Source organism: Ilumatobacter coccineus YM16-304 (genome assembly GCF_000348785.1).
Classification (GTDB): domain Bacteria; phylum Actinomycetota; class Acidimicrobiia; order Acidimicrobiales; family Ilumatobacteraceae; genus Ilumatobacter_A; species Ilumatobacter_A coccineus.
Genome location: NC_020520.1, coordinates 355,167 through 375,825, shown reverse-complemented (window position 1 = coordinate 375,825; position 20,659 = coordinate 355,167). Strand labels below are relative to the sequence as shown.

The following is a 20,659-nucleotide window of genomic DNA, read 5'->3' as shown; positions in this document are numbered from 1 at the left end:
TCGTCACGATGACCACCTTGCATGAAGTTGGCAGTCATGTCAAGATGGCAGTCATGCCACACAGCAGCCCGTACCGTCGGAATCCGAGCGGGGCCCACGGAGACAGGGCGCGCCGATGAGCGACCTCGCCACACGGATCGCCGACCTGCGTGCCGCCGACGAGCCGGGGCCGGCGAAGCGTCGCAAGAACGCTCAGCGTCGCCGCATCTTCGCTGCGGCCGTCGAGTTGTACGAAGAGAACGGCGGCGAGGACGGCGGTCTCGACAAGACGACGGTGGAAGCCATCGCCGAGCGCTCCGACATCTCGGTGCGCACGTTCTTCCGCTACTTCGAGACCAAGGCCGACGCGATCTATGTCGACCTCCCGTCGTCGATGGACGACCACGTCGCCCTCACTCGACTGCTCCTCGACGATCTCGAACCGGCCGATGCGATCCTCGCTGCCTCGATCGTCCAGATGACCGACATGACGAACGACCCCGATGATGTCGCTCGCATGCGACGCTCACTGAAGTCGAAGCACTTCGTCGAGCGCAGCGGCGCATTCCACAACCGGTGGCGCAACGAGTTGACCCGCACCATCCTCCCGTTCGTGCCCGACCAACCCGATCGGTTCGTCGTCGCACGCGCCATCGTGACGTCGTGCCTCGACGTACGCGACTCGGCACTCTCAGCATGGGCGGCAGGCGGGGGTGACGCCGACCTCGTCGAGACGCTCGATCGAACGATCGCCATCTGGAAGCGGGTGTGGTCCGACGAGGTCCCGACGCAGGTCGCCGACGGCTACGACCGGCGAGAGTCATGACAGGAGCGACCATGGCGGCGCAGACAGCACTCGTCGTCGGCGGGGCCACCGGCATCGGGGCCGAGGCAGTTCGGCAGATGGCGGCATCGGGTCGTCGCGTGGTGATCGTCGACATCAACGACGATGCCGGCGGTCTGCTCGCCGACGAGGTGGGTGGAGCGTTCTTCCACGGCGACGTCTCCGACGACGCGAGCCTCGGCAACGCAATCAGCCAGAGCGTCGACGAGGTCGGTGTCGCCGACTACGCGCTCCTCAACTCGGGGGTGATGACCGCACCGGGCGACGCTCCGTTCATGGCGGTCCACGAGGCGCCGCTCGAGGCGTACCGTCGGGTCATGTCGGTCAACGTCGACGGCGTCTTCCACGGGCTCCGGCACCTACTCCCGCTCATGACGGAGCGCGGCGGAGCGATCACCGTCACCGCGTCTCGAGCGGGGCTGGTGCCGACTGCGGCCGATTCGATCTACGCCGCCAGCAAGGCCGCTGCGATCCACCTCGTCCGCAGCACTGCACAGGGCATGCGCGGGAAGCAGCTCCGGATCAACGCGCTCTGTCCGGCAACAGTCGACACGACACTGATCGCCGACGTCGTCCGACAGGCCGGCATCCCGCTGATCACCGCTGCCGACATGGCGAGCGAAGCGGTCGACTTGATGCTGACCGGCGCCAACGGTGAGATCAGAGTGAGACTCCACGACAAGCCGGCCTTCACCATCGGCGAGTTCGATGCGAACGTCGAGTACCGGGCAGCTCCCCAAGGGCGGTGACCACCATGGCCTTCGAGTTCGACCCCACACAGCGCTACGACATGCCCGTGGTCTTCGGCCCATCGCTCCTCCCCGACGTGACCGTCATGGAGGACCTGCGCAACATCTCCGTGCCGTTCCTCACCGAGCGGGCCGCGATCGAGCCGTTCCTCCCTCGGTTCTTCGAGGTCGAGGGCGATCCGGTCGTGACCGTCTCGAGTTCACACAACGGCGGAGTCGACTGGCTCGGCGGCCGCCAGTACAACGTGGTGCGCGTCCAGGTGAACGTTCGCCATCGATCGTCGAGCGGCGGCCACGATCCTGATCACGATGTGGTCGGCCCGTACAGCCTGGTGATCTGGGAATCCGACCCGAGGCCCGTGATCGCCGGCCGCGAACTCCAGGGCTACGCCAAGATCGTCGGCGAGATCCCCGACCACGAACGCTCCGATGGCCGCGCCGCCTTCGAATGCAGCGAGTACGGCACGCGACTGGTGCGCGGCGAGGTCGACGGCCTCTCACCGCTCGACGAGTCAGTACTCGCCTCGCTCAGCGGTGAGCGAGAACAGGTCGCGCTCGGCTGGAAGTACATCCCGAATCCCGAAGGTGGCGCCGACGCCGACTACCCGACCAAGCTGCTGTCGACCGTCGCGGTGTCCGAGGCGTGGACGGGCCAGGGAACGATCAGCTTCGACGCTCCCACCTGGCAGCAAGCACCGAGCTCCGCGCACATCATCGAGGCGCTCAGGGCGCTCCCGGTACTCGAATATCGCACCGCGACCGTCGTCCATTCACGCGTGACGCTGCCTCGGAATGCCGTGATCCGACTGGAGCCGCCGACATGAGTGGCGACACCCCGACCGTCGCCCCGATCGACTTTGCGGGACTCGGCCTGTCCGAGCCGTCACCGCTCGTCGGAGCGATCCTCGGCGCGATCCGGGCCGCGCCGACCATGAACCGGATCGGTGTCGACGGCTCCCGGGAAGCGGCCGCGAATCGAGCGACCGTCCCCGAGCGAGAAGAGATGTGGCGGGTGGCTCAGCACCGCATCGGCCCAGACGACGCCGAATTCGATGTTCGCGTCTACCGGGCCAGCAACGAGCCAGGCCAACCGATCGTCGTCTACTTCCACGCGGGCGGTTGGATCCTCGGCGACCTCGAACATTCCGATCACCTCTGCCGCCGCATGGCCGATCAGACGGGCGCCGTGGTCGTCAACGTCGACTACCGACTCGCTCCCGAGGCACCCTTTCCGGCCGCCTTCGACGACTGCGTCGCCGCGGTCCGGTGGGCACGAACCCACGCCGACGACATCGGAGGCGACCGCACGCGGATCGCTCTCGCCGGTGAGAGCTCGGGTGGCGGTCTCGCGGCGGCAGTGGCAGCGAGCGCCGGCGACGACGCGGGTCTGCAGTTCCTCCTCCTCCTCGAACCCGCGCTCGACATCAACATGTCGACACCGTCGTGGCAGTCGCTCGGCGGCCTGCTGCCGCCGGCTCGCGAACAGATGGAATGGATGTGGCACCAGTACGCGCCCGACGAGGCGACGCACACCGATCCCCGTCTCACCCCCGCATCGGCCGACTCGGTACCGACCGCTCACCCCGCCACCCTGATTCTTGCCGCCGAGTACGACCCGCTCCGCGACGAGGCGATGCGGTACGCGGAGATGCTCGCTCGGTCGGGAGTGACGGTCGACGCGCGGCTCGAACAGGGGCTGCCGCACGCGTTCTGCAACATGGGCGGCATCCTCCCCGAAGGTCTCCAGGCGTTCGACCGCGCCGTCGCCGAGATGAATCGCCACCTTCGTGCCGGGCCTGCGTCACGGTCGTGAGCGAGCCATCGTGAACGACTACCAGCACATCTCGAACCTCATCGGGCGCTACGGCCAGATCGTCGACGAGTGGCCCCGGCAACCCGATGCGTACGCCGACCTCTTCACCGACGATGCCGAGTTCACCGACAACGGCGTGACCATTCGCTCGCGGGCGAAACTGCACCGGTTGATGTCACTCGCCGAGGAACACACCCGCGACCAACCGATGCTGGCCGGCACACGCCACCTCATGCTCAACCCGGTGATCGAGGTCGACGGGGCGAAGGGCAACGGCTCGGTCGACCTGCTGGTGATCGAGTTGTCGGCCGATCACGGCTGGCGCATCCGAGGAAGCGGTCGCTATCACGACCAGTACGCACGCGACGTCGACGGCACCTGGCGTTTCCGGTCCCGCCGACTCCAATGGTTCAAGGACGGCGGCCCCGACCCGCGTTCGCCGGGGCTGGGCGATGCCTATGCCGCGGTCTTCCAGTCGGTCATGAACGAGAGCGAGTTGCAATGACAGCACCATCATCCGACCAGCCGGCAACCGACCAACCGGGCGACGCCGGCGAGACCAGCGCCGACGACCCGACCCGAGGCCGCGACCTGTCGTGGTTCTTCCGACACGTCGAGCTGTACATGACCGACCCGGTCGCCGCGCACGACTGGAATGCGTCCGAGAACTCCAGCGCCAGTGCGGAGGGTCTCCATTCGACGCTGCTGCTCGTCACGACAGGGCGAACCTCCGGTGAGCCGCGGGTGGCTCCGCTGCTGTACCAGCCCTGCGGCGACGGCTACCTCGTGGTGGCCAGCAAGGGCGGAACACCCGACCATCCGCAGTGGTACAAGAACCTCCTGGCCGACCCTCACTGCGAGGTGATCGCCGGAACCTTCAACTGTCGAGCCGTCGCCGTGACCGTGGAGGGCGACGAACGCGAGCTCCGGTGGGAACAGATGGTCCGGTTCTGGCCCGACTACGAGACCTACCAGGCTCGCACCGAGCGCCAGATCCCCATCGTGAAGCTTGTGGTCGAGTCGGTGTCGCTCCGGGAGCAGCCGCCCGCTCCGGGCGATGGCGTTTCGGACGACGGCGGGTCAGAGGCCGAGCCACTTGGGAACGTGTGAGATCGAATCGAGTTCGTCGACCTCCACGGTCAGATCGTCGACCCGTTCCAGATCCCAGGTGATGTGATACGGGACGTGCACCGCGTCGCCGCCGATGGCCATCACCGGAAGCACGTCGCTCTTCACCGAGTTGCCGATCATCAAGAACCGATCGGCCGACACACCGAGCCGAGCGAGCACCCGCTCGTACGTCGACGGGTCCTTCTCGAGCACGATCTCGACATCGGCGAAATGATGCTCGAGCCCCGAGGTGGTGACCTTGCGGGTCTGATGGACGAGGTCGCCCTTGGTGATCAACGCCAGGCGAACGTGCGCGCCGACCTGCTCCAACACCTCGGGGACGTCGTCGAGCAGGTGCACCCGGTCGACGAGCATGTCGGCCCCGAGATCGACGACCTGACGGATCACGTCGGTCGGCACGTCACCGTCGGTCATCGAGATCGCCGCTCGAACCATCGACAGCGTGAACGCCTTGACGCCGTACCCCTGCGACGCGATGTCGAGCCGCTCCACGGCGTGCAGTGCATCGAGCACGTCGACGCCGACCGGAGCGAACGGCGACACCAGTTCGGCGAAGCGAGCCTCGGCCGCCTGGAACTGGTCTTCGCTCTGCCACAGCGTGTCGTCGGCGTCGAAGGCGATGACGTCGTACCGATCGATGCGGCGACTCACTTGTGCACCGCGTTGAGGTAGTTGTAGACGGTGATGCGGCTCACGCCCATCGCATCGGCCACGTCTTCGACCGACCGACGCAGCACGAACGCACCCCGCTCCTCCAGCAGACGGATCGCCCGCTGCTTCTGTGCTCGCGGCAGCAGCGGCAGCGACTGACCGAGCTCGGCCTCGACCGAGGCGATCAACCGATCGAGCGCTCCGTGCAACGGCGCCAACCGAACGGCACCGATCACGTCGCCCTCCCACACCAGCGGCACGTCGGCCGACTCGGCCGCATCGGACGGCACGATCTGGCCGCCGACGGCATCGACGAGTGGCCGGACCGCATCCACGAGTGGATGTGAACGTCTCGGGGATGCAGGCGGCACGACACAATCCTATGAGACGGCCCGGGCCGCGCAGGCACTCCGTCGTGGGAGCCCTGCGCGACGCGGCAGCCGCAGCGGTCAACCGAGCGCGATGCGCGCGCCCTCTGCCCGTCGCTCGCAGTCGGTGCCGGCGACCTCGAACGCCTCGTTGAGTTTCACCAGCGCGCTCTTGAAGTTGCCCGACCACTCCTGTGTGAACTTCTCCTTCGCGGGACCGGTCCAGGCGATCGAACCCAACGGATTGTCGACCGACGTGATGATCGTGTTGACCGCCTCGATCTGCGCCTTGAGCGTGCCGCCCAGGCTGGCGAGTTCGTCGGGCGTGACTGCGTGTGTTCCAGACATGTGATGTCTCCTCGTGGTTCATCGTGTGATGTCGGCGGCCACCGGATGGTCGCCGCCAGCCACTCAGTGGGTGCCGAACCCGGCGAAAGGGAAACCGACGCCAACTACTGTGCGACCAACCCACCGCACCGCTACCCGCACGACACCTCGAGAAATTCTGTCCGGCCTGTCCGATTCGTCCGGTCTCGTTCGTCGAACCCACGAGATCGGCCATCAGGGCCGACCGACACAAGGAGACACATCATGAAGTACATGCTCATTCTGGTCAGCGACCCCGCCGACGAACCCGCACCCGACAGCTCCGAGTTCGGTCCGTACATGCAGGAGTGGTTCGAGTACAGCACCGCGCTCAACGAGATCGGCGCGATGGTGAGCGGCGAGGCACTGCAAGGCACCGAGACCGCCACCACCGTCTCGATGCGCGACGGCGAGCGGATCGTGACCGACGGTCCGTTCATCGAGACGAAGGAAGTCATCGGCGGCTACTACGTCATCGACGTCGCCAACCTCGACGAGGCGATCGACTGGGCCGCCAAGATCCCCAACGCCACCTTCGGGCGCGTCGAAGTCCGGCCGGTGATGGAGTTCGACGGCTGACGCGATGCCCGGTCGAACCGTCCTCGTGACGCGATGAACGACTCCGCCACCCACCCCGAGGTCACCGCGATCTTCGAACGAGAATGGACGCGGCTCGTCGCCGTCCTCGTTCGAGATCTACGTGATCTCGGGGCAGCGGAGGACGCGGCCCAGGAAGCGTTCATCGAAGCGTCACGGCGGTGGCCGACCGACGGTGTGCCCGACCGACCGGCCGCATGGCTGCTCACCACTGCCCGACGACGAGCGATCGACGGCATCCGCCGGACGAAGCGACTCGACGAACTCCTCCCGCTCGTCGGACGGCCCGACGCGACCGATGGCTCGACCGGTGAGCTCGATGCGGCACTCGACGACCAACTCGCACTGCTGGTCGGGTGCTGCCACCCCGCACTCGCGCACGAGGCACAGATCGCTCTCACGCTGCGGATCGTCGCCGGTCTGTCGACCGCCCAGATCGCGAACGCGTTCCTCACCAGCGAGGCGACCATGACCCGGCGCATCACCCGAGCGAAGGACAAAGTGCGTCTCGCCGGCATCCCGTTCGAACCGCCGACGCTCGACACGCTCGCGCAACGACTGCCGGCCGTGTGTGCGGTGATCCACTCGATCTTCACCGAAGGGCACACCAGTGCCACCTCGGCGGAGCTGGTGCGAGGCGACCTCTGCGACGAGGCCATCTGGCTGGGTGAGCTCCTCCACCGACTCGTTCCTTCCGACCCGGAGGTCGATGGACTGCTGTCGCTGATGCTGTTGATCGACGCTCGACGAGAAGCTCGAGTCGACGCAGACGGACGGCCGGTCCTCCTGCGTGACCAAGACCGGGCGCGCTGGGATCGAAACCGGATCGATCGGGGGCTCGCCGCACTGGCCCGCGCCCACGCCGCACAACGGGGCGGGCCGTTCCAGTTCCACGCCGCGATCGCCGGACACCATGCCACCGCGCCGACGTTCGACGACACCGATTGGCGAGGCATCGTCCGGCTGTACGACGTGTTGATGCGTCGTCAGCCCACGGCGCTGCTCGCGCTCAACCGATCGATCGCCGTTGCCGAAGCCGACGGGCCCGACGTCGGTCTCTTCGCACTCGACGCCATCCTGCTCGCCGACGACCTCGACGGCGACCTGAGTGACTACCACTACTTCCACGCCGCTCGCGGCGAACTGCTGACGCGGTTGGGGCGCGACGACGAGGCCGTCGAAGCGATCGAACGAGCCATCGCCTGCTGCGACAACGACGCGCAACGCCTCGACCTCGAACGACGCCGCCGACGACTCGCCCACCCAGACCGCCCCCGTCATCCGGTGTCAGACACCCGATGACGAGCCCGTCAATTGGTGTCAGACACCGATTGACGGGCTCGGAGTCAGCGGCCGTCGAAGTCGTCGGCGGCCAGCCGCAGCCGGAGCGTGACCAACTCGAACGGACGGATCGTGGTCGACACGATGCCGTCGAGACACTCTTCGCCGCGCTGCGGCGCCTCCATGAGGTCGCACCGCGACGCCGCCGCAATCCGCCGGCGGCAGCGAACGCTGATGGTCGCTCGATCCCCGACCGCCTCGTGGAATCGGACGACGAGATCACCCGACCCGTCGTCGGCGAGCTTGACCGCGTCGACCTCGATGCTCGACGTACCCGGCTGCGACGACACGATCGCCACGACAGGCTCGTCGGACGCCCCATTCGCCGTGTGCGGCGATCCACCCGCGAGCACTCGCAACGGTTGGTTCAGCTGCGCGGCCGCGGCACGTACCGCAGCGAGGTCTCCGTCGTGTGCGAGCACCGCCAGCGTCACGCGGTGGCGACCGTGGTCGGCATCGGGGTCGGGGTACCTGGCCGCACGAGCCAAGCTGACCCGGATCGCCTCGTCGAACACCGCGTGGCCGTATCGCCCGTCGTTGAGCACGGCGGCACCGAACGACGGCTCGCTCAGACTGACGAAGCGGTGAGCGCACACCTCGAACTTGGCGGCGTCCCACGGCGACGACGGGTGCGTCGGCCTCTCGACCACACCGAACTGCACGTCACACGACGCTGTGTCGGCACGAACGTCGAGCGGGAACGCCATCGACAGCAGGTGTTCGTCATGATGCCAGTCGAGGTCGACATGGACGAGCAGTTGTCGCGCTCCCGCCTGCAACTCGTAGGTGACGACCGCGGTCGACGAACCGAAACGGCGCGTCACCGACACCCGACCGACCAGCGGTCCCTCCGCCTCGACGGCGATGATCCCACCGCCGACCGGCCGGGCGTTCGCACGCGTCCACGATTCGAGGTCCCAGGCGTCGTACTCGACCGGTTGGTCACGCCCGAGTTCGAGCACGGCAGCCATCCGACCGTCGGGCACGAGTTCTCGCCGCGCCGCGAGGTCGATGATCGACGAGATGTCGCCGTTGCGGTTCCAACGGACGGCGAGGTGACCGTTGGTCATCGCCGTGTCCGACACCACGACCCGATCCTCCGCCGGGAGCGGTTCGAGCGCCGCCACCCCGAGCGCCGGCGCGCCGGCCCGCACCGCCACCGACCCATCACCCAGCTCCTGCCCCAACCTGGTTACATCGCTCCCGGAGCGATGTAACCAGGTTGGGACGGTGACGATGCCGTCGAATGCGACGTCGGCGGGGTTGGCCACCGACAGTTCGGCGGGAGCGAGTTCGGCGAGCATCGCGTCGATTCGTTCGTTCAGGTCGGCTTCGACTCGCTCGAACACCTCCTCCGCGTCTCGATGCACCCACGCGATCGAGGAGCCCGGGAGAATGTCGTGGAACTGCTGAGTGAGCACTTCTTTCCACAGCTCGTCGACGTCGGCCGAACGCCCGAGCGAGGCCGCCCACAGCTCGGCCTCGACCAGCAACCGCTCGCAACGTCGGTTGCCCAGCTTCGTGCGCAACTGGCTGGTCAACGTGCCCCGGTGCATCTCGAAGTAGAGCTCGCCGCGCCACACCGGCACCGGTGCGCCGTACGTCGCCTCGCGCTCGATCGCGTCGAAGACATCGCTGGGGGTGCCGAATTCGAGCGTCGCCTTCGGGTCGACCGTGCCGATCCGATGCCCACGTTCGAGCATCTCGCGCGTCGGGCCACCACCACCGTCGCCGTGGCCGAACGGCACCAGCGACACCGCACTCCACGCGTGATCCTGGAACCGCTCGATCGAGTGCGCGACCTCGCCGGGGGTGATCTCGGCGTTGTAGGTGTCGACCGGCGGAAAGTGAGTGAGTACCCGCGAACCGTCGAGTCCCTCCCACCAGAACGTGTGATGCGGGAAGCGGTTCTGCTTGTTCCACGACAGCTTCTGCGTGACGAACCGATGCATGCCACCTGCGGCGAACAACTGCGGAAGTCCTGCCGGGTACCCGAACACGTCGGGGATCCAGACCTCGGTCGACGGGGCGCCGAACTTCTCGGTGAAGTAGCGCTGACCGAACACGATCTGACGGGCGAGGCTCTCGCCCGACGGCAGGTTCATGTCGGCCTCGACCCACATGCCTCCGACCGGATTCCACTGGCCGCGCTCGACGCGCTCGCGGATCTGTTCGAACAGGTCGGGGTGGCGCTCTTCGATCCAGGCGTACTGCTGCGCCTGCGAACAGCTGAACACGAACGACGGATCGTCGTCCATCAACGCCACTGCAGAGGCGAACGTGCGGGTGCACTTGCGAATCGTCTCGCGGATCGGCCACAGCCACGCCGTGTCGATGTGCGCGTGCCCCGTCGCGACGATCCGGTGTCGTTGCGGTAGATCGAGCGGTTCGAGATGCGGTGCGACGGCGCGACGACCGGCCGCGATGTCGGGCAGCGCGTCGAGCGCCTGCACGATGGCCTGGCGCAGACGAGCGCGTCGCGGATCGCCGAGCGCGAGTGAGCGCATCGTGCCGTCGAGCACGTCGAGATCATGAGCGAGCGCTTCGGTCTCGACGTCGAGCAACACCAGGTCAGCGGTGCGGAATCGATAGAGCGGTTCGGTCCCGGCGGTCTCGGGGAGCCCCTGGGCCGAGGGAGCGAACTGCGGAAACGTCGGGTTCGACGCGGCCTCGACGAGCAGCGTCAGGTGCTCGCCGGGGTCGTCGATCCGGTAGTTGGTGCGACGAGGATGGATGCCCTGGAGCGGCCGCATCGAACCGTCGGCACGACGCTCGACGACGAGCCCTTCCGCCTGGAAGCCGGCGGGCGAACGCGTGAAACCGAGGTCGATCACCGCCTCGATTCGAGTGCCACGACGACCGAGCCATCCGCCCGGGATGTCGCCGGAGGCTTCGAACCACGTCGTGGTCCACGGCAGACCCCAGTCGGTTCCGACCGCGAACTCGGCGAGATCGTCGGGATCGCTTCCGGCTGCGACCGACAGCGCTCGGCGGTCGACGTGGACCAGCGGGAGCAACCGTTCCCAGAGCTCGCGTTCGATCCGCCGCTCGATCAACTCCCGGTCGTCATGCACGACCGAACCTTAAGCGAGCGCGCCGCTCACACGGGCCTCGCCGAGCGTCGGTCTGACGTCAGCGAACGGTGACCGCCTGGGCTTCGAGGCCCTTCTTGCCTTGGCCGACCACGTACGACACGCGAGCCTTCTCGTTGAGCGTCTTGAAGCCTTCGGTCTCGATGCTCGAGAAGTGAACGAAGAGTTCGTCGCCACCCGAGTCGCGGGTGATGAAGCCATAGCCACGGGACGCGTTGAAGAACTTCACCGTGCCGAGTTCGTGCCCGTCGGGGACCGGCCCGGTGTTCTCGGGAACACGGTCTCGCTTCGGGGCCCGCTCGGTGCGCGGCTCCTCGGTGCGAACGGCGTCGACCACGTCGACCGGCGCATCGTCGGAGGCGGAGCCTTCGAGCAGCAGTGCCACTTCCAACTCGTCGAGGTCGGGCGGGGTCACCTCGACCTGGATGCCCACGTCGCGCTGGAGCTTCTTGACGTCTTTCATCATCGACGGGTCGACGAGCGACACGACGATGCCGGTCGCCCCGGCGCGAGCCGTACGACCGGAACGGTGGTGGTACGTGGCGCCATCGGCCGGCGGGTCGTAGTGAACGACTGCCGACACGCCGTTGACGTGGATGCCGCGGGCGGCGACGTCGGTGGCGATGAGAGCGTCGGCACTGCCGTCTTTGAACGCGGCGAGCGCACGGTCACGCTGACCCTGGCTTCGGCCGCCGTGGATCGGCTGCGCGGTGACCCCGAGCTTGCCGAGCTGCTTGGCGAGGCGGTCGGCGCCGTGGCGGGTACGGGTGAACACGATGGTCGAGCCGCACCGCTCGATGACGCCGGCGGTGTTCTGGTTGCGCTCGGCGCGATCCATCTTCCAGAAGACGTGGTGGGCGGCGTGGATGTCGGGGCCCTTGGGCCCGACCTCGTGGCGCACCGGATCGTGCTGGAAGTCGCGGATGAGCTTGGCGACGGGGCCGTCGAGCGTGGCCGAGAACAGCAGCACCTGACGGTCGTTGGCGGTCTGCTCGACGATACGACGCACCGCCGGGAGGAAGCCCATGTCGGCCATCTGGTCGGCTTCGTCGATGACCAGCGTGGTCACGTCGCGCAGGTCGATCGCCCGCATCTGGATGAGGTCTTCGAGGCGGCCGGGGCACGCGACGACGAGTTCGGTGCCACGATCCAACGCCTTGCGCTGGTTGCCGTAGCCGACGCCACCGTAGATGGACGTGGCATGGTGGCCGACGGCCTTCGTGAACGGGTTGAGTTCGGCCATGATCTGTTCGGCCAGCTCACGGGTCGGAGCGAGCACGAGAGCGACCGGGCGCTTCGGCTTGGCGTCGACGAGCTTGGCGACGACGGGGAGCCCGAAGCCGAGGGTCTTGCCCGAGCCGGTCGGTGCACGGCCGGCGATGTCGCGGCCGTCGAGAGCGTCAGGGATGACCGCAGCCTGGATGGCGAACGGGGTGGACATGTTCTTGCGTTCGAGCACGTCGACGATCTTCCGGGGAAGACCGAGGTCGGCGAACGTGGTGTCGACAGACGCGTCGCGCGCGCCAGCATCAATGGTGGTCATGAGGGGGTACTTTCAGTTTCTGCTACAAACAGCGCTGAGGCCGGAGCAGATTCCCGAACAGCGCCCATCAGGCAAACACGCCTGACGAACCACTGACCGTAACGCGGTGGCCACGAAAACCGACGTAACGCGCGTCACCACGCGTTCAGAGCACTCGCTCGCCGGCCGGCGTCAGGCGGTGGGGGCGGTGCCGTCGGGGTGGAGCATGTCCATCACCGCATCGAGGTTCGGACCGCGCCGGAGGTGATGTCCGCCGTCGACCGACATGCACGTGCCGGTGACCCACGCGCTCTCGGGGCCGGCCAGGAAGCGCACCGCCGCGCCGATCTCTTCGGGCAGCCCGGCTCGGCCGAGCGGCATCTGCGCCAGGTAGTCGTCGACGATGGCCGGCACCTGCATCATCCCCTCGGTCGCGTCGGTCGGAACGAGGCCGGGACGCACGGCGTTGGCACGAATGCGCGACGGGCCGAGTTCGTCGGCGACCTGTTTGACCAGCATCTCGAGACCCGCCTTCGACACCGTGTACGGCGTCATGAACCGGTGCGTCTCGACACCGGCGATCGACGACACCGCCACGATCGACCCGCCGCCGGCAGCCACGAGATGCGGCACGGCCTCGCGCATGGTGATGAACGCGCCGGTCAGGTTCGTGTTGATGACGCCGTTCCACTCCTCGGTCGACGTGAGGTGAAACGGCGATGCCGACCCGTACCCGGCGTTGGCCACCACGATCGAGAACCTCCCCATCTCGGCGGCGTGCTCGCATGCAGCGGCGACGCTCGCCTCGTCGGTGACGTCGCAGGCGACCGTCGCCACCTCGGCGTCGGGCAACTCGGCCACCAGCCGTTCGGCCGCTGCCTCCAATCGCTCGGTGTTGCGGGCGGCCAACACCACCGCGGCACCGTCGGCCGCCAGCGCACGCGCGCATCCCAGTCCGATGCCGGTGCCGCCACCGGTGATGAGAGCGACCTGGCCAGCGAGCGTCGAGTTCGTCATGCCCCGAGTGTCGCGCTCCGCAACGGCCCCCGCCGACCCGATGCGTCATTCGGTGTCAGACACCGGATGACGAGGGTCGTTTCGACGGAGTGCTGCGCGATGCGACACGATGAGGTGATGACGGCTGCGACACCTCTCGATGGCATACGTGTTCTCGATCTGACCCGCGTGCTGTCGGGGCCGCACGCGACACGGATGCTCAGCGACATGGGGGCCGACGTCATCAAGCTCGAACCGCCCGACGGCGACCTCACCCGCTACTCGTTCCCGCGCCGGAACGGCGTCGCCACGTACTTCGCGCAGCAGAACGTCGGCAAGGCGAACCTCAGCATCGACCTGTCGACGGAGCGTGGCGCCGAACTCGTGCGCAGCCTCTGCGACGAGGTCGACGTGGTGGTCGAGAACTATCGACCGGGCGTGATGGAGCGACTCGGCCTCGGCCCCGCCGCGCTGCTCGAACGCAACCCGCGCCTGATCGTGGCGTCGATCTCGGGCTACGGCCAGGACGGGCCGTGGGTCGGTCGGCGCGCCTATGCCCCGGTCGTCGAAGCCGAGTCGGGCCTCATCGCATCGCAGGGCAACGCCCGCGGCGGGCAGCTCACCAAAGACCCGCACAGCCACGCCGACGTGTACACGGCCGTCGAAGCGGGGGCCGCGATCCTCGCGGCGCTGTTCCATCGCGAGCGCACCGGTCGCGGTCAGCTCATCGACGTGTCGATGGCCGAGACGATGCTCTACGTCAACGAGCATCTGCACAACGATCTCTGGGAGGGCGAGCCCGACCCGCAGTGGATCCGATCGTTCCGACCCGGCGACTACCTCGTCATGAAGGTGGCGAACGGCGAGTCGCTCATCGTCGCCGGTCACCCCGCCGAGCGCGGCACCTTCGAGTTGTTCCTGTCGGCGATGGAGCGACCCGACCTCGCCGACGACCCACGCTTCGCCGACGTCGCGGCGCGGCTCGAGCACTACGACGACCTGTGCGAGCTCATCCGAGCCTTTGCCCTCACCGTCCCCGACCCCGACGAGTTCGAGCGGATCTGCGCCGCCAACCGACTGGCCGTCGGCAGGGTCCGAGAGCCGGGCGACCTCGCCCGAACCGACTGGGCCGAGGCTCGCGGGGCAACGGTCGAGGTCGACGACCGCGCCGGTGGCACGATCACCGTGCCCAACTCGCCGTGGCGTTTCTCCGACGGCCCGGGGGTCGGCGTGGCGGGCGTGCCGAAGTTCCGCGGCGAAGACAACCGCACGGTGCTCGGTGATCTCCTCGGGTTGAGCACCGACGACCTCGACGCGCTCGAAGCCGACGGCGTGTTGTCGAGCCGAGTTCCGAACTGAGTCGTCGTGGCCCTGCGTTTCCCGGTCAGCCCCATGAAGGCCACCCTCGGGACGCTGCCGGCCTCCGACGACGGGTGGGCCTACGAGATCAAGTGGGACGGACACCGGACGCTCGCGCACATCGACGGCTCGTCGGTGCGGCTCCAGACCACGTCGGGCAAGATCAGCAGTGAGCGGTGGCCGGAGGTGCTCGACATCGCCGGCGCCGTCAACGCCGACACGGCGATCCTCGACGGCGAGATGTTGGTGATCGGCGACGACGGCCTCCCGAGCTTCGATCTCGTGCAGGCGCGCGACGCCTCACGCCACCCGGCGATGTTCCACGCGTTCGACGTGCTCTCGATCAACGGCACCGACACGGTCGACCTGCCGTACACGTCGCGCCGCGACCTGCTGATGCAACTCGTGGAGCCAGGCGACCACTGGGCCGTTCCCGCGCACCATCTGACCGGCGGCAAGGCGCTCCTCGATGCCACGGCAGAACAGGGCCTCGAAGGGCTCATCGCGAAACGGGTCGATTCGGTGTATCGGCCCGGCGCGCGGTCGAAGGACTGGCTGAAGCTGAAGAACCGGGTGCGGGTCGAGGTCGTGATCGGCGGCTTCACCGCCGGCACCGGCAACCGTTCGTCCACGTTCGGAGCGCTCCTCGTCGGCGTCGTCGAACCCGACGCCACTTCCGGCGCAGACGACCGTCTTCGGTTCGCTGGGGGCGTGGGCACCGGCTTCACCCACGACGTGCTCGAGTCGCTTCGCACCCGGCTCGCCGCCCTGGAGACCGAGCAGTGCCCGTTCGACCCCGCGCCTCCTCGACCCATCGCGCGCACCGCGACCTGGGTCGCTCCCGAGCTGCGGGCGATCGTCGACATCGCCGAGTTCACCAACGACGGACACGTGCGTCACGCGAGCTTCGTCGGCCTTGTCGACGACTGACGCGTCGGTCAGGATGAGTGCCGGATGATCTCTCGACACGACGCGGAACAACTCGATGCTCACGATCCGCTCGCCCGCTGGCGTGACGAGTTCGTCATCGCCGACCCCGACCTCGTGTACCTCGACGGCAACTCGCTCGGCATGACGCCGCGGCGCACGGTCGACGCCCTCCGCGACGTGGTCGAACAGCAGTGGGCCGGCGACCTGATCACGTCGTGGTGGGAGCACGGCTGGCTCGACCTGCCGCTCACGGTCGGCGACGAACTCGCTCCGCTGCTCGGTGCCCGGCCCGGCGAAGTGGCGGTGCACGACTCGACCACGGTGTGTCTGTTCCAGTTGGTCAACGTGGCCATCGAACTCAGCCGCCAGCGATCCGGTGGCTCCCACGACGCTGTGGTCGTGGCCGTCGAAGCGACGGAGTTCCCGACCGACCGATACGTCATCGACGGGATCGCTCGGCTGCGTTCCGACAGGCCAGCGGCCGTCGAGGTCCGTCACGGGCTCGACGATCTGAGTGGTGTCGACGTGGTGGTTCGATCGCACGTCGACTACCGGACAGCTGCGGTCGCTCCGCTCGCCATCGAGACGCGGCGAGCGGCCGACGCCGGAGCGATCACCGTGTGGGATCTCTCGCACGCGGCCGGCGTCGTCGACCTCGATCTCACCGGATCCGGTGTCGAGCTGGCGGCCGGCTGCACGTACAAGTTCCTCAACGGTGGGCCCGGATCACCCGCTTTCACCTACGTCCGTCGGGAGATCCAGCCTGACGTGACACAGCCGATCTGGGGTTGGTTCGGCCAGACCGACCAGTTCGCGATGGACAATCCGTTCGAACCGAAGCCCGGCATCGGCCGGATGCTCAACGGCACACCCGGCATCCTCGGCCTCGTCGCCGCTCGCTCGGGCATCTCGGTCAGCGCCGAGGCCGGCATCGAGGCGATCGCCCGCAAGGCCGCGGAGCTCGCGAACTTCGCGATCGACCTCACCGAGCAGCTCGGGTTGATCTGCACCACCGCCCGCCCACCGGTGTCGAGCGGTGGGCACGTCTCGATCACGCACCCGGACGCCGCTGCGTTGCAGTCAGCGATGGCCGAGCGGCGAGTGGTGGTCGACAAGCGCGACCCCGACGTGCTCCGATTCGGACTCTCGCCGCTCACGACCCGGTTCGTCGACGTCCACGACGGCCTCACGCTGCTCGCCGAACTCGCCTGACCAGGCAGCGCGGGCCGCCGCCGAGCTGTTGGTCAGCTGTTATCGGGGCAGGCGTACGTTGACCGCATGTCTTCGCCACGACGTTCATTCCGTCGACTCGCCGCCGCGTTCGCCATCACCGTCACCGGTGTCACCATCGGAGCGGTCACCCCGAGTTCGCCCGTTGCCGCCGACGGCACCTTCGAAGCGCTCGCATCGCCGCAGCGCATCGCCGACACCCGGCCCACCGGGGAGACCGCCGACGGCGACGACCAGAAGAGCGGGCCGGTCAGCGGAGGCGACACCCTGGAACTGCAGGTGGCCGGCCGAGCGGGCATCCCCGCCGATGCCGACACCGCCGTCTTGAACGTCACCGTCGCCAACACGACGAGCCGCGGCTACCTGACGATCTATCCGTGCGACCAGGATCAGCCGAACGCCGCCAACCTCAACTACGCGCAGGGCCAGGTGATCGCCAACGCCGTGTTCGCCAAGCTCGACCCGAGCGGCAAGACGTGCATCTTCACGTCGTCGACCACCAACATCATCGTCGACGCCACCGGATCGCTACCGAGCGGCTCGTTCGAAGCGCTCGACTCGCCACAGCGCATCGTCGACACCCGCAGCACCGGCGACACCGTCGACGGCCAACTCGAGAAGGGCGGCAAGAACACCGAGGGCACCGCCCTCGAAGTCCAGGTCGCGGGTCGCGCCGGCATCGACGCCGATGCCACCACCGCCGTGCTGAACGTGACCGTCATCGGGCCTGCCCGACGGGGGTACGTCACCGTGTACCCGTGCGATCAACCGCAGCCGCTGTCGGCCAACCTCAACTACAGCGCCGGCGACGTCGTGGCCAACAGCGTGATCGCCAAGCTCGACGGCGACGGCACGACCTGCGTGTTCACCTCGGCCACGACCGACGTGGTGGTCGACGTGTCGGGCAGCCTGCCGACCGACACGTACGCACCGCTCGACGCACCGCAGCGCATCACCGACACCCGCGGCAGCGGGGAGACCGCCGACGGCATCGTCGAGAAGATCGGCTACCGACGCGCCGGCACCACCCTGCAGTTGCCGGTCGGTGGGCGGGTCGACATCCCCGCCGACGCCAGCGCCGTGATCTTGAACGTCACCGCCGTGGGCACCGACGAGAACGGCTACGTCACCGCCCACCCCCGCAACTCCGACCGACCGAACGCGGCGAACCTCAACTACTCCGCCGGGCAGGTCATCGCCAACACCGTCGTCGCCAAACTCGGCGGCAACGGCATGGTGTGCATGTTCGCGTCGTCCGACGTCGAGATGATCGTCGACGTCGCCGGCTACCTGATCGGCGACGCACCGGCCGACACCGGCGAGCGGTGCCCGCTCGAGTTCGTCGCCCGGGATCACTACGACGACCACTACCCCGTCGGCCCGTACCAGATGCCGCCCGGCCGCTACATCAAGCAGGAGTTCGACGACGGCTTCTGCGACATCGATCGACGCGACGATGACGAGGAGTTCAAACTGAACGGCTACGTGTCGACCTTCCACGGCGCCCAACTGATCATCGAGGTCGCACCCACCGACGACACGGTCGAGATCGAATACTCGGCGTGCGGAACCGTGACGCCGTACGAGGCCCCCGATCCGCTGCCGTCGTCGTTCCCGTCGACGTTCGACGAGGGGTTCTACGTCGTCGGTGACCACATCGCCCCGGGCACGTACACGACGACGGTGCCGTTCGGCGAGATCTGTGTGGCGTCGCGACTCAACAGTTTCGCCGGATTCGTCGGCGGATTCGACTGGTCGCCGATGGAAACCATCCGAATCGACAGTCGCTACGACCCACTACCGCTCGCGATCACGATCCAATCAGGAGACGTCGGCGCCCGCTTCGGTGGCATCTGCGAGTGGACGCGGGGCTGACGGTCGGACTGGCCCGTCGAGCTGGCATGCTGATGGCATGAGCGTCGTCAAGATCAATGCCATCACGATTCCCGAGGGCATGGGCCCGCAGCTCGAAGGGCGATTCGCCGGTCGAGCCAAGATGGTCGAGCAGTTCGAGGGATTCGAAGACTTCCAGCTGCTGCGCCCGACCGAGGGCGAAGACCGCTACTTCGTCTACACGCGCTGGGCGTCGGAAGCCGACTTCCAGGCGTGGGTCGACAGCCAGGACTTCGCCAAGGGTCACGGCTCCGGCCAGGCCGACGGCAACACCGACGGCGACGGCGAGCAGGCTCGCAAGCCGGTCGCACAGGGCGCCGATCTCATGTCGTTCGACGTCGTCGAACACGTCGTCAAGGGCGCCTGATCGCACTCCGCTGAGTCGGCACCCCAGCGCAGGCGCGAAACCCGTGCCTGGGGTGCCGTCGGCCTGCCGATAACCTCTCGTACCCGTGACACTGATCGTTCAGAAGTACGGCGGCACCTCGGTGGCCGATCCCGATCGCATCCACGCGGTCGCCGACAACGTGGCGATCACCAAGAAGCGCGGCAACGACGTCATCGTCGTCGTGTCGGCGATGGGCAAGGCCACCGACAACCTGATCAGCCTCGCCGATCAGGTCGCCAAGAAGCAGTCGGGCCGCGAGATGGACATGCTGCTCACCACCGGCGAACGCCAGACCGCAGCGCTGCTCACCATGGCCCTCGCCGATCGCGGCATCGACGCGATCAGCTACACCGGCAGCCAGGTCGGCATCATCACCGACACCGCGCACCGCAAGGCCAAGATCATCGAGGTCAAGGGCGATCGTGTCCGCAACTCGCTCGCCGAGGGCAAGGTCTGCGTGATCGCCGGATTCCAAGGCGTCAGCACCGACAAGGAAGTCACCACGATGGGTCGTGGTGCCTCCGACCTCACCGCCTCGGCGCTCGCACAGGCGATGGGTGCCGATTCGTGCGAGATCTACACCGATGTCACGGGCGTGTTCACCGCCGACCCGCGCATCGTGCCGCAAGCTCGCAAGCTCGCCAAGGTCCACTTCGACGAGATGCTCGAGATGGCCGGCGCCGGTTCGAAGGTGCTGGCGATGCGTTCGGTCGAGTTTGCTCGCAATCATGATGTCCCCCTCCACGTGCGTTCGGCTTTCACCTGGGAGCCCGGCACGCTGGTCAGCAACGAGGAGCCCTCTGTGGAAGATCCGATCATCTCCGGCGTCGTCACCGACATGACCGAAGCCAAGGTCACCGTGCTCGGCGTGCCCGACAAGCCGGGCATCTCCGCGGCGCTGTTCGAGCCGCTCGCCGCGGCGAACGTCAACGTCGACATGATCGTGCAGAACACGTCGACCGAGGGCCGCACCGACATCAGCTTCACCATGCCGATGGCCGACCTCGACGAGGCGACGTCGATCGTCCAGCAGGTGGCTGCCGAGATCGGCGCCGAAACGGTCACCCACGACAACGACATCGCGAAGCTGTCGCTGGTGGGTGCCGGCATGAAGTCGTCGCCGGGCATCGCCGCCAAGATGTTCCGCGTCCTCGCCGACGAAGACGTCAACATCCAGATGATCTCCACGTCGACCATCCGCGTGTCGATCATCATCCCGGCCGGCGACATGGAGCGTGCCGCACGCGCGCTGCACACCGCGTTCGATCTCGACTCGGGCGCCGACTACAGCGCTCCGCTCCCCACCCGCAAGTAGCCGCGCCAACCCCGTCATCCGGTGTCTGACACCAGATGACGGGTGCTGAGGGGCGGCATCGCGGCTGGTCAGCCGTCGATCCCCGACCGCGATCT

The 20,659-nt window shown here is 67.7% G+C and carries 20 protein-coding genes; 14 read left to right on the top strand and 6 right to left on the bottom strand.

Features of this window, described 5'->3' with window-relative positions:
* The first annotated feature begins 115 nt into the window (after positions 1-115).
* From YM304_RS21730 to YM304_RS21725, 6 genes are read left to right on the top strand one after another with little or no spacing between them, the layout of a single operon-like run.
* Entirely contained in the window at positions 116-805 is a 690-nt protein-coding gene (locus YM304_RS21730; protein ID WP_015439901.1) for a TetR family transcriptional regulator, read from the top strand.
* Complete coding sequence (locus YM304_RS01715) at positions 802-1,572, top strand: SDR family NAD(P)-dependent oxidoreductase (RefSeq protein WP_015439900.1); 771 nt, start codon at positions 802-804, stop codon at positions 1,570-1,572. The genes YM304_RS21730 and YM304_RS01715 overlap by 4 nt, the downstream gene beginning before the upstream one ends.
* Before the next feature lie 5 nt (positions 1,573-1,577).
* Positions 1,578-2,396 carry an acetoacetate decarboxylase family protein gene (locus YM304_RS01710; RefSeq protein WP_162142014.1) on the top strand — a complete coding sequence of 273 codons (819 nt, stop codon included), beginning with the start codon at positions 1,578-1,580 and terminating at the stop codon, positions 2,394-2,396.
* On the top strand, positions 2,393-3,385 hold the full coding sequence (locus tag YM304_RS01705) for an alpha/beta hydrolase (protein ID WP_015439898.1): 993 nt from the start codon (positions 2,393-2,395) through the stop codon (positions 3,383-3,385). The genes YM304_RS01710 and YM304_RS01705 overlap by 4 nt, the downstream gene beginning before the upstream one ends.
* A 10-nt stretch (positions 3,386-3,395) precedes the next feature.
* On the top strand, positions 3,396-3,890 hold the full coding sequence (locus tag YM304_RS01700) for a nuclear transport factor 2 family protein (protein ID WP_162142013.1): 495 nt from the start codon (positions 3,396-3,398) through the stop codon (positions 3,888-3,890).
* Positions 3,887-4,495 (top strand): nitroreductase family deazaflavin-dependent oxidoreductase, encoded by a 609-nt coding sequence (locus YM304_RS21725; protein ID WP_015439896.1) that lies wholly within the window; start codon positions 3,887-3,889, stop codon positions 4,493-4,495. The genes YM304_RS01700 and YM304_RS21725 overlap by 4 nt, the downstream gene beginning before the upstream one ends.
* Here the strand turns inward: YM304_RS21725 and YM304_RS01690 are convergent.
* From YM304_RS01690 to YM304_RS01680, 3 genes are all read right to left on the bottom strand, one after another.
* Positions 4,466-5,167: an HAD family hydrolase gene (locus YM304_RS01690; protein ID WP_015439895.1), complete on the bottom strand. Its 702-nt coding sequence runs from the start codon at positions 5,165-5,167 to the stop codon at positions 4,466-4,468. The two genes, YM304_RS21725 and YM304_RS01690, sit on opposite strands and share 30 nt — an antisense overlap.
* Positions 5,164-5,538: a helix-turn-helix domain-containing protein gene (locus YM304_RS01685; RefSeq protein ID WP_015439894.1), complete on the bottom strand. Its 375-nt coding sequence runs from the start codon at positions 5,536-5,538 to the stop codon at positions 5,164-5,166. Before YM304_RS01685 ends, YM304_RS01690 begins: the two co-directional genes overlap by 4 nt.
* A gap of 78 nt (positions 5,539-5,616) precedes the next feature.
* Complete coding sequence (locus YM304_RS01680; RefSeq protein ID WP_015439893.1) at positions 5,617-5,883, bottom strand: WXG100 family type VII secretion target; 267 nt, start codon at positions 5,881-5,883, stop codon at positions 5,617-5,619.
* 243 nt (positions 5,884-6,126) lie between these two features.
* Here YM304_RS01680 and YM304_RS01675 point away from each other — a divergent pair, with 243 nt between their 5' ends.
* Positions 6,127-6,480 (top strand): YciI family protein, encoded by a 354-nt coding sequence (locus tag YM304_RS01675; protein WP_015439892.1) that lies wholly within the window; start codon positions 6,127-6,129, stop codon positions 6,478-6,480.
* Between the two features lie 33 nt (positions 6,481-6,513).
* Positions 6,514-7,800 (top strand): RNA polymerase sigma factor, encoded by a 1,287-nt coding sequence (locus YM304_RS01670; protein ID WP_015439891.1) that lies wholly within the window; start codon positions 6,514-6,516, stop codon positions 7,798-7,800.
* A gap of 44 nt (positions 7,801-7,844) precedes the next feature.
* On the opposite strand, the gene YM304_RS01665 is transcribed toward YM304_RS01670, so the two are convergent.
* The 3 genes from YM304_RS01665 to YM304_RS01655 form a co-directional block, all read right to left on the bottom strand.
* Positions 7,845-10,913, bottom strand: a complete 3,069-nt coding sequence (locus YM304_RS01665; RefSeq protein WP_015439890.1) for an alpha-mannosidase — start codon at positions 10,911-10,913, stop codon at positions 7,845-7,847.
* A gap of 58 nt (positions 10,914-10,971) precedes the next feature.
* Positions 10,972-12,474 (bottom strand): DEAD/DEAH box helicase, encoded by a 1,503-nt coding sequence (locus YM304_RS25720; RefSeq protein WP_015439889.1) that lies wholly within the window; start codon positions 12,472-12,474, stop codon positions 10,972-10,974.
* A 171-nt stretch (positions 12,475-12,645) separates the two neighbouring features.
* Entirely contained in the window at positions 12,646-13,470 is an 825-nt protein-coding gene (locus tag YM304_RS01655) for an SDR family NAD(P)-dependent oxidoreductase (RefSeq protein WP_015439888.1), read from the bottom strand.
* Positions 13,471-13,587: 117 nt separating this feature from the next.
* On the opposite strand from YM304_RS01655, the gene YM304_RS01650 reads away from it, so the two are divergent.
* The 6 genes from YM304_RS01650 (at position 13,588) to YM304_RS01625 (ending at position 20,564) form a co-directional block, all read left to right on the top strand.
* A complete protein-coding gene (locus tag YM304_RS01650) occupies positions 13,588-14,808 on the top strand; it encodes a CaiB/BaiF CoA transferase family protein (RefSeq protein WP_041298646.1) in 1,221 nt (406 codons plus the stop codon).
* Positions 14,809-14,841: 33 nt separating this feature from the next.
* On the top strand, positions 14,842-15,738 hold the full coding sequence (ligD, locus tag YM304_RS01645) for a non-homologous end-joining DNA ligase (RefSeq protein ID WP_041297894.1): 897 nt from the start codon (positions 14,842-14,844) through the stop codon (positions 15,736-15,738).
* Positions 15,739-15,762: 24 nt separating this feature from the next.
* A complete protein-coding gene (locus YM304_RS01640) occupies positions 15,763-16,950 on the top strand; it encodes an aminotransferase class V-fold PLP-dependent enzyme (protein ID WP_015439885.1) in 1,188 nt (395 codons plus the stop codon).
* A 66-nt stretch (positions 16,951-17,016) separates the two neighbouring features.
* On the top strand, positions 17,017-18,843 hold the full coding sequence (locus YM304_RS01635; RefSeq protein ID WP_015439884.1) for a hypothetical protein: 1,827 nt from the start codon (positions 17,017-17,019) through the stop codon (positions 18,841-18,843).
* A 37-nt stretch (positions 18,844-18,880) separates the two neighbouring features.
* Positions 18,881-19,228 carry an antibiotic biosynthesis monooxygenase family protein gene (locus YM304_RS01630; RefSeq protein ID WP_015439883.1) on the top strand — a complete coding sequence of 116 codons (348 nt, stop codon included), beginning with the start codon at positions 18,881-18,883 and terminating at the stop codon, positions 19,226-19,228.
* Positions 19,229-19,313: 85 nt separating this feature from the next.
* Positions 19,314-20,564, top strand: coding sequence for an aspartate kinase (locus tag YM304_RS01625; RefSeq protein ID WP_015439882.1), 1,251 nt, complete (start codon positions 19,314-19,316; stop codon positions 20,562-20,564).
* The last annotated feature ends 95 nt before the right edge of the window (positions 20,565-20,659 follow it).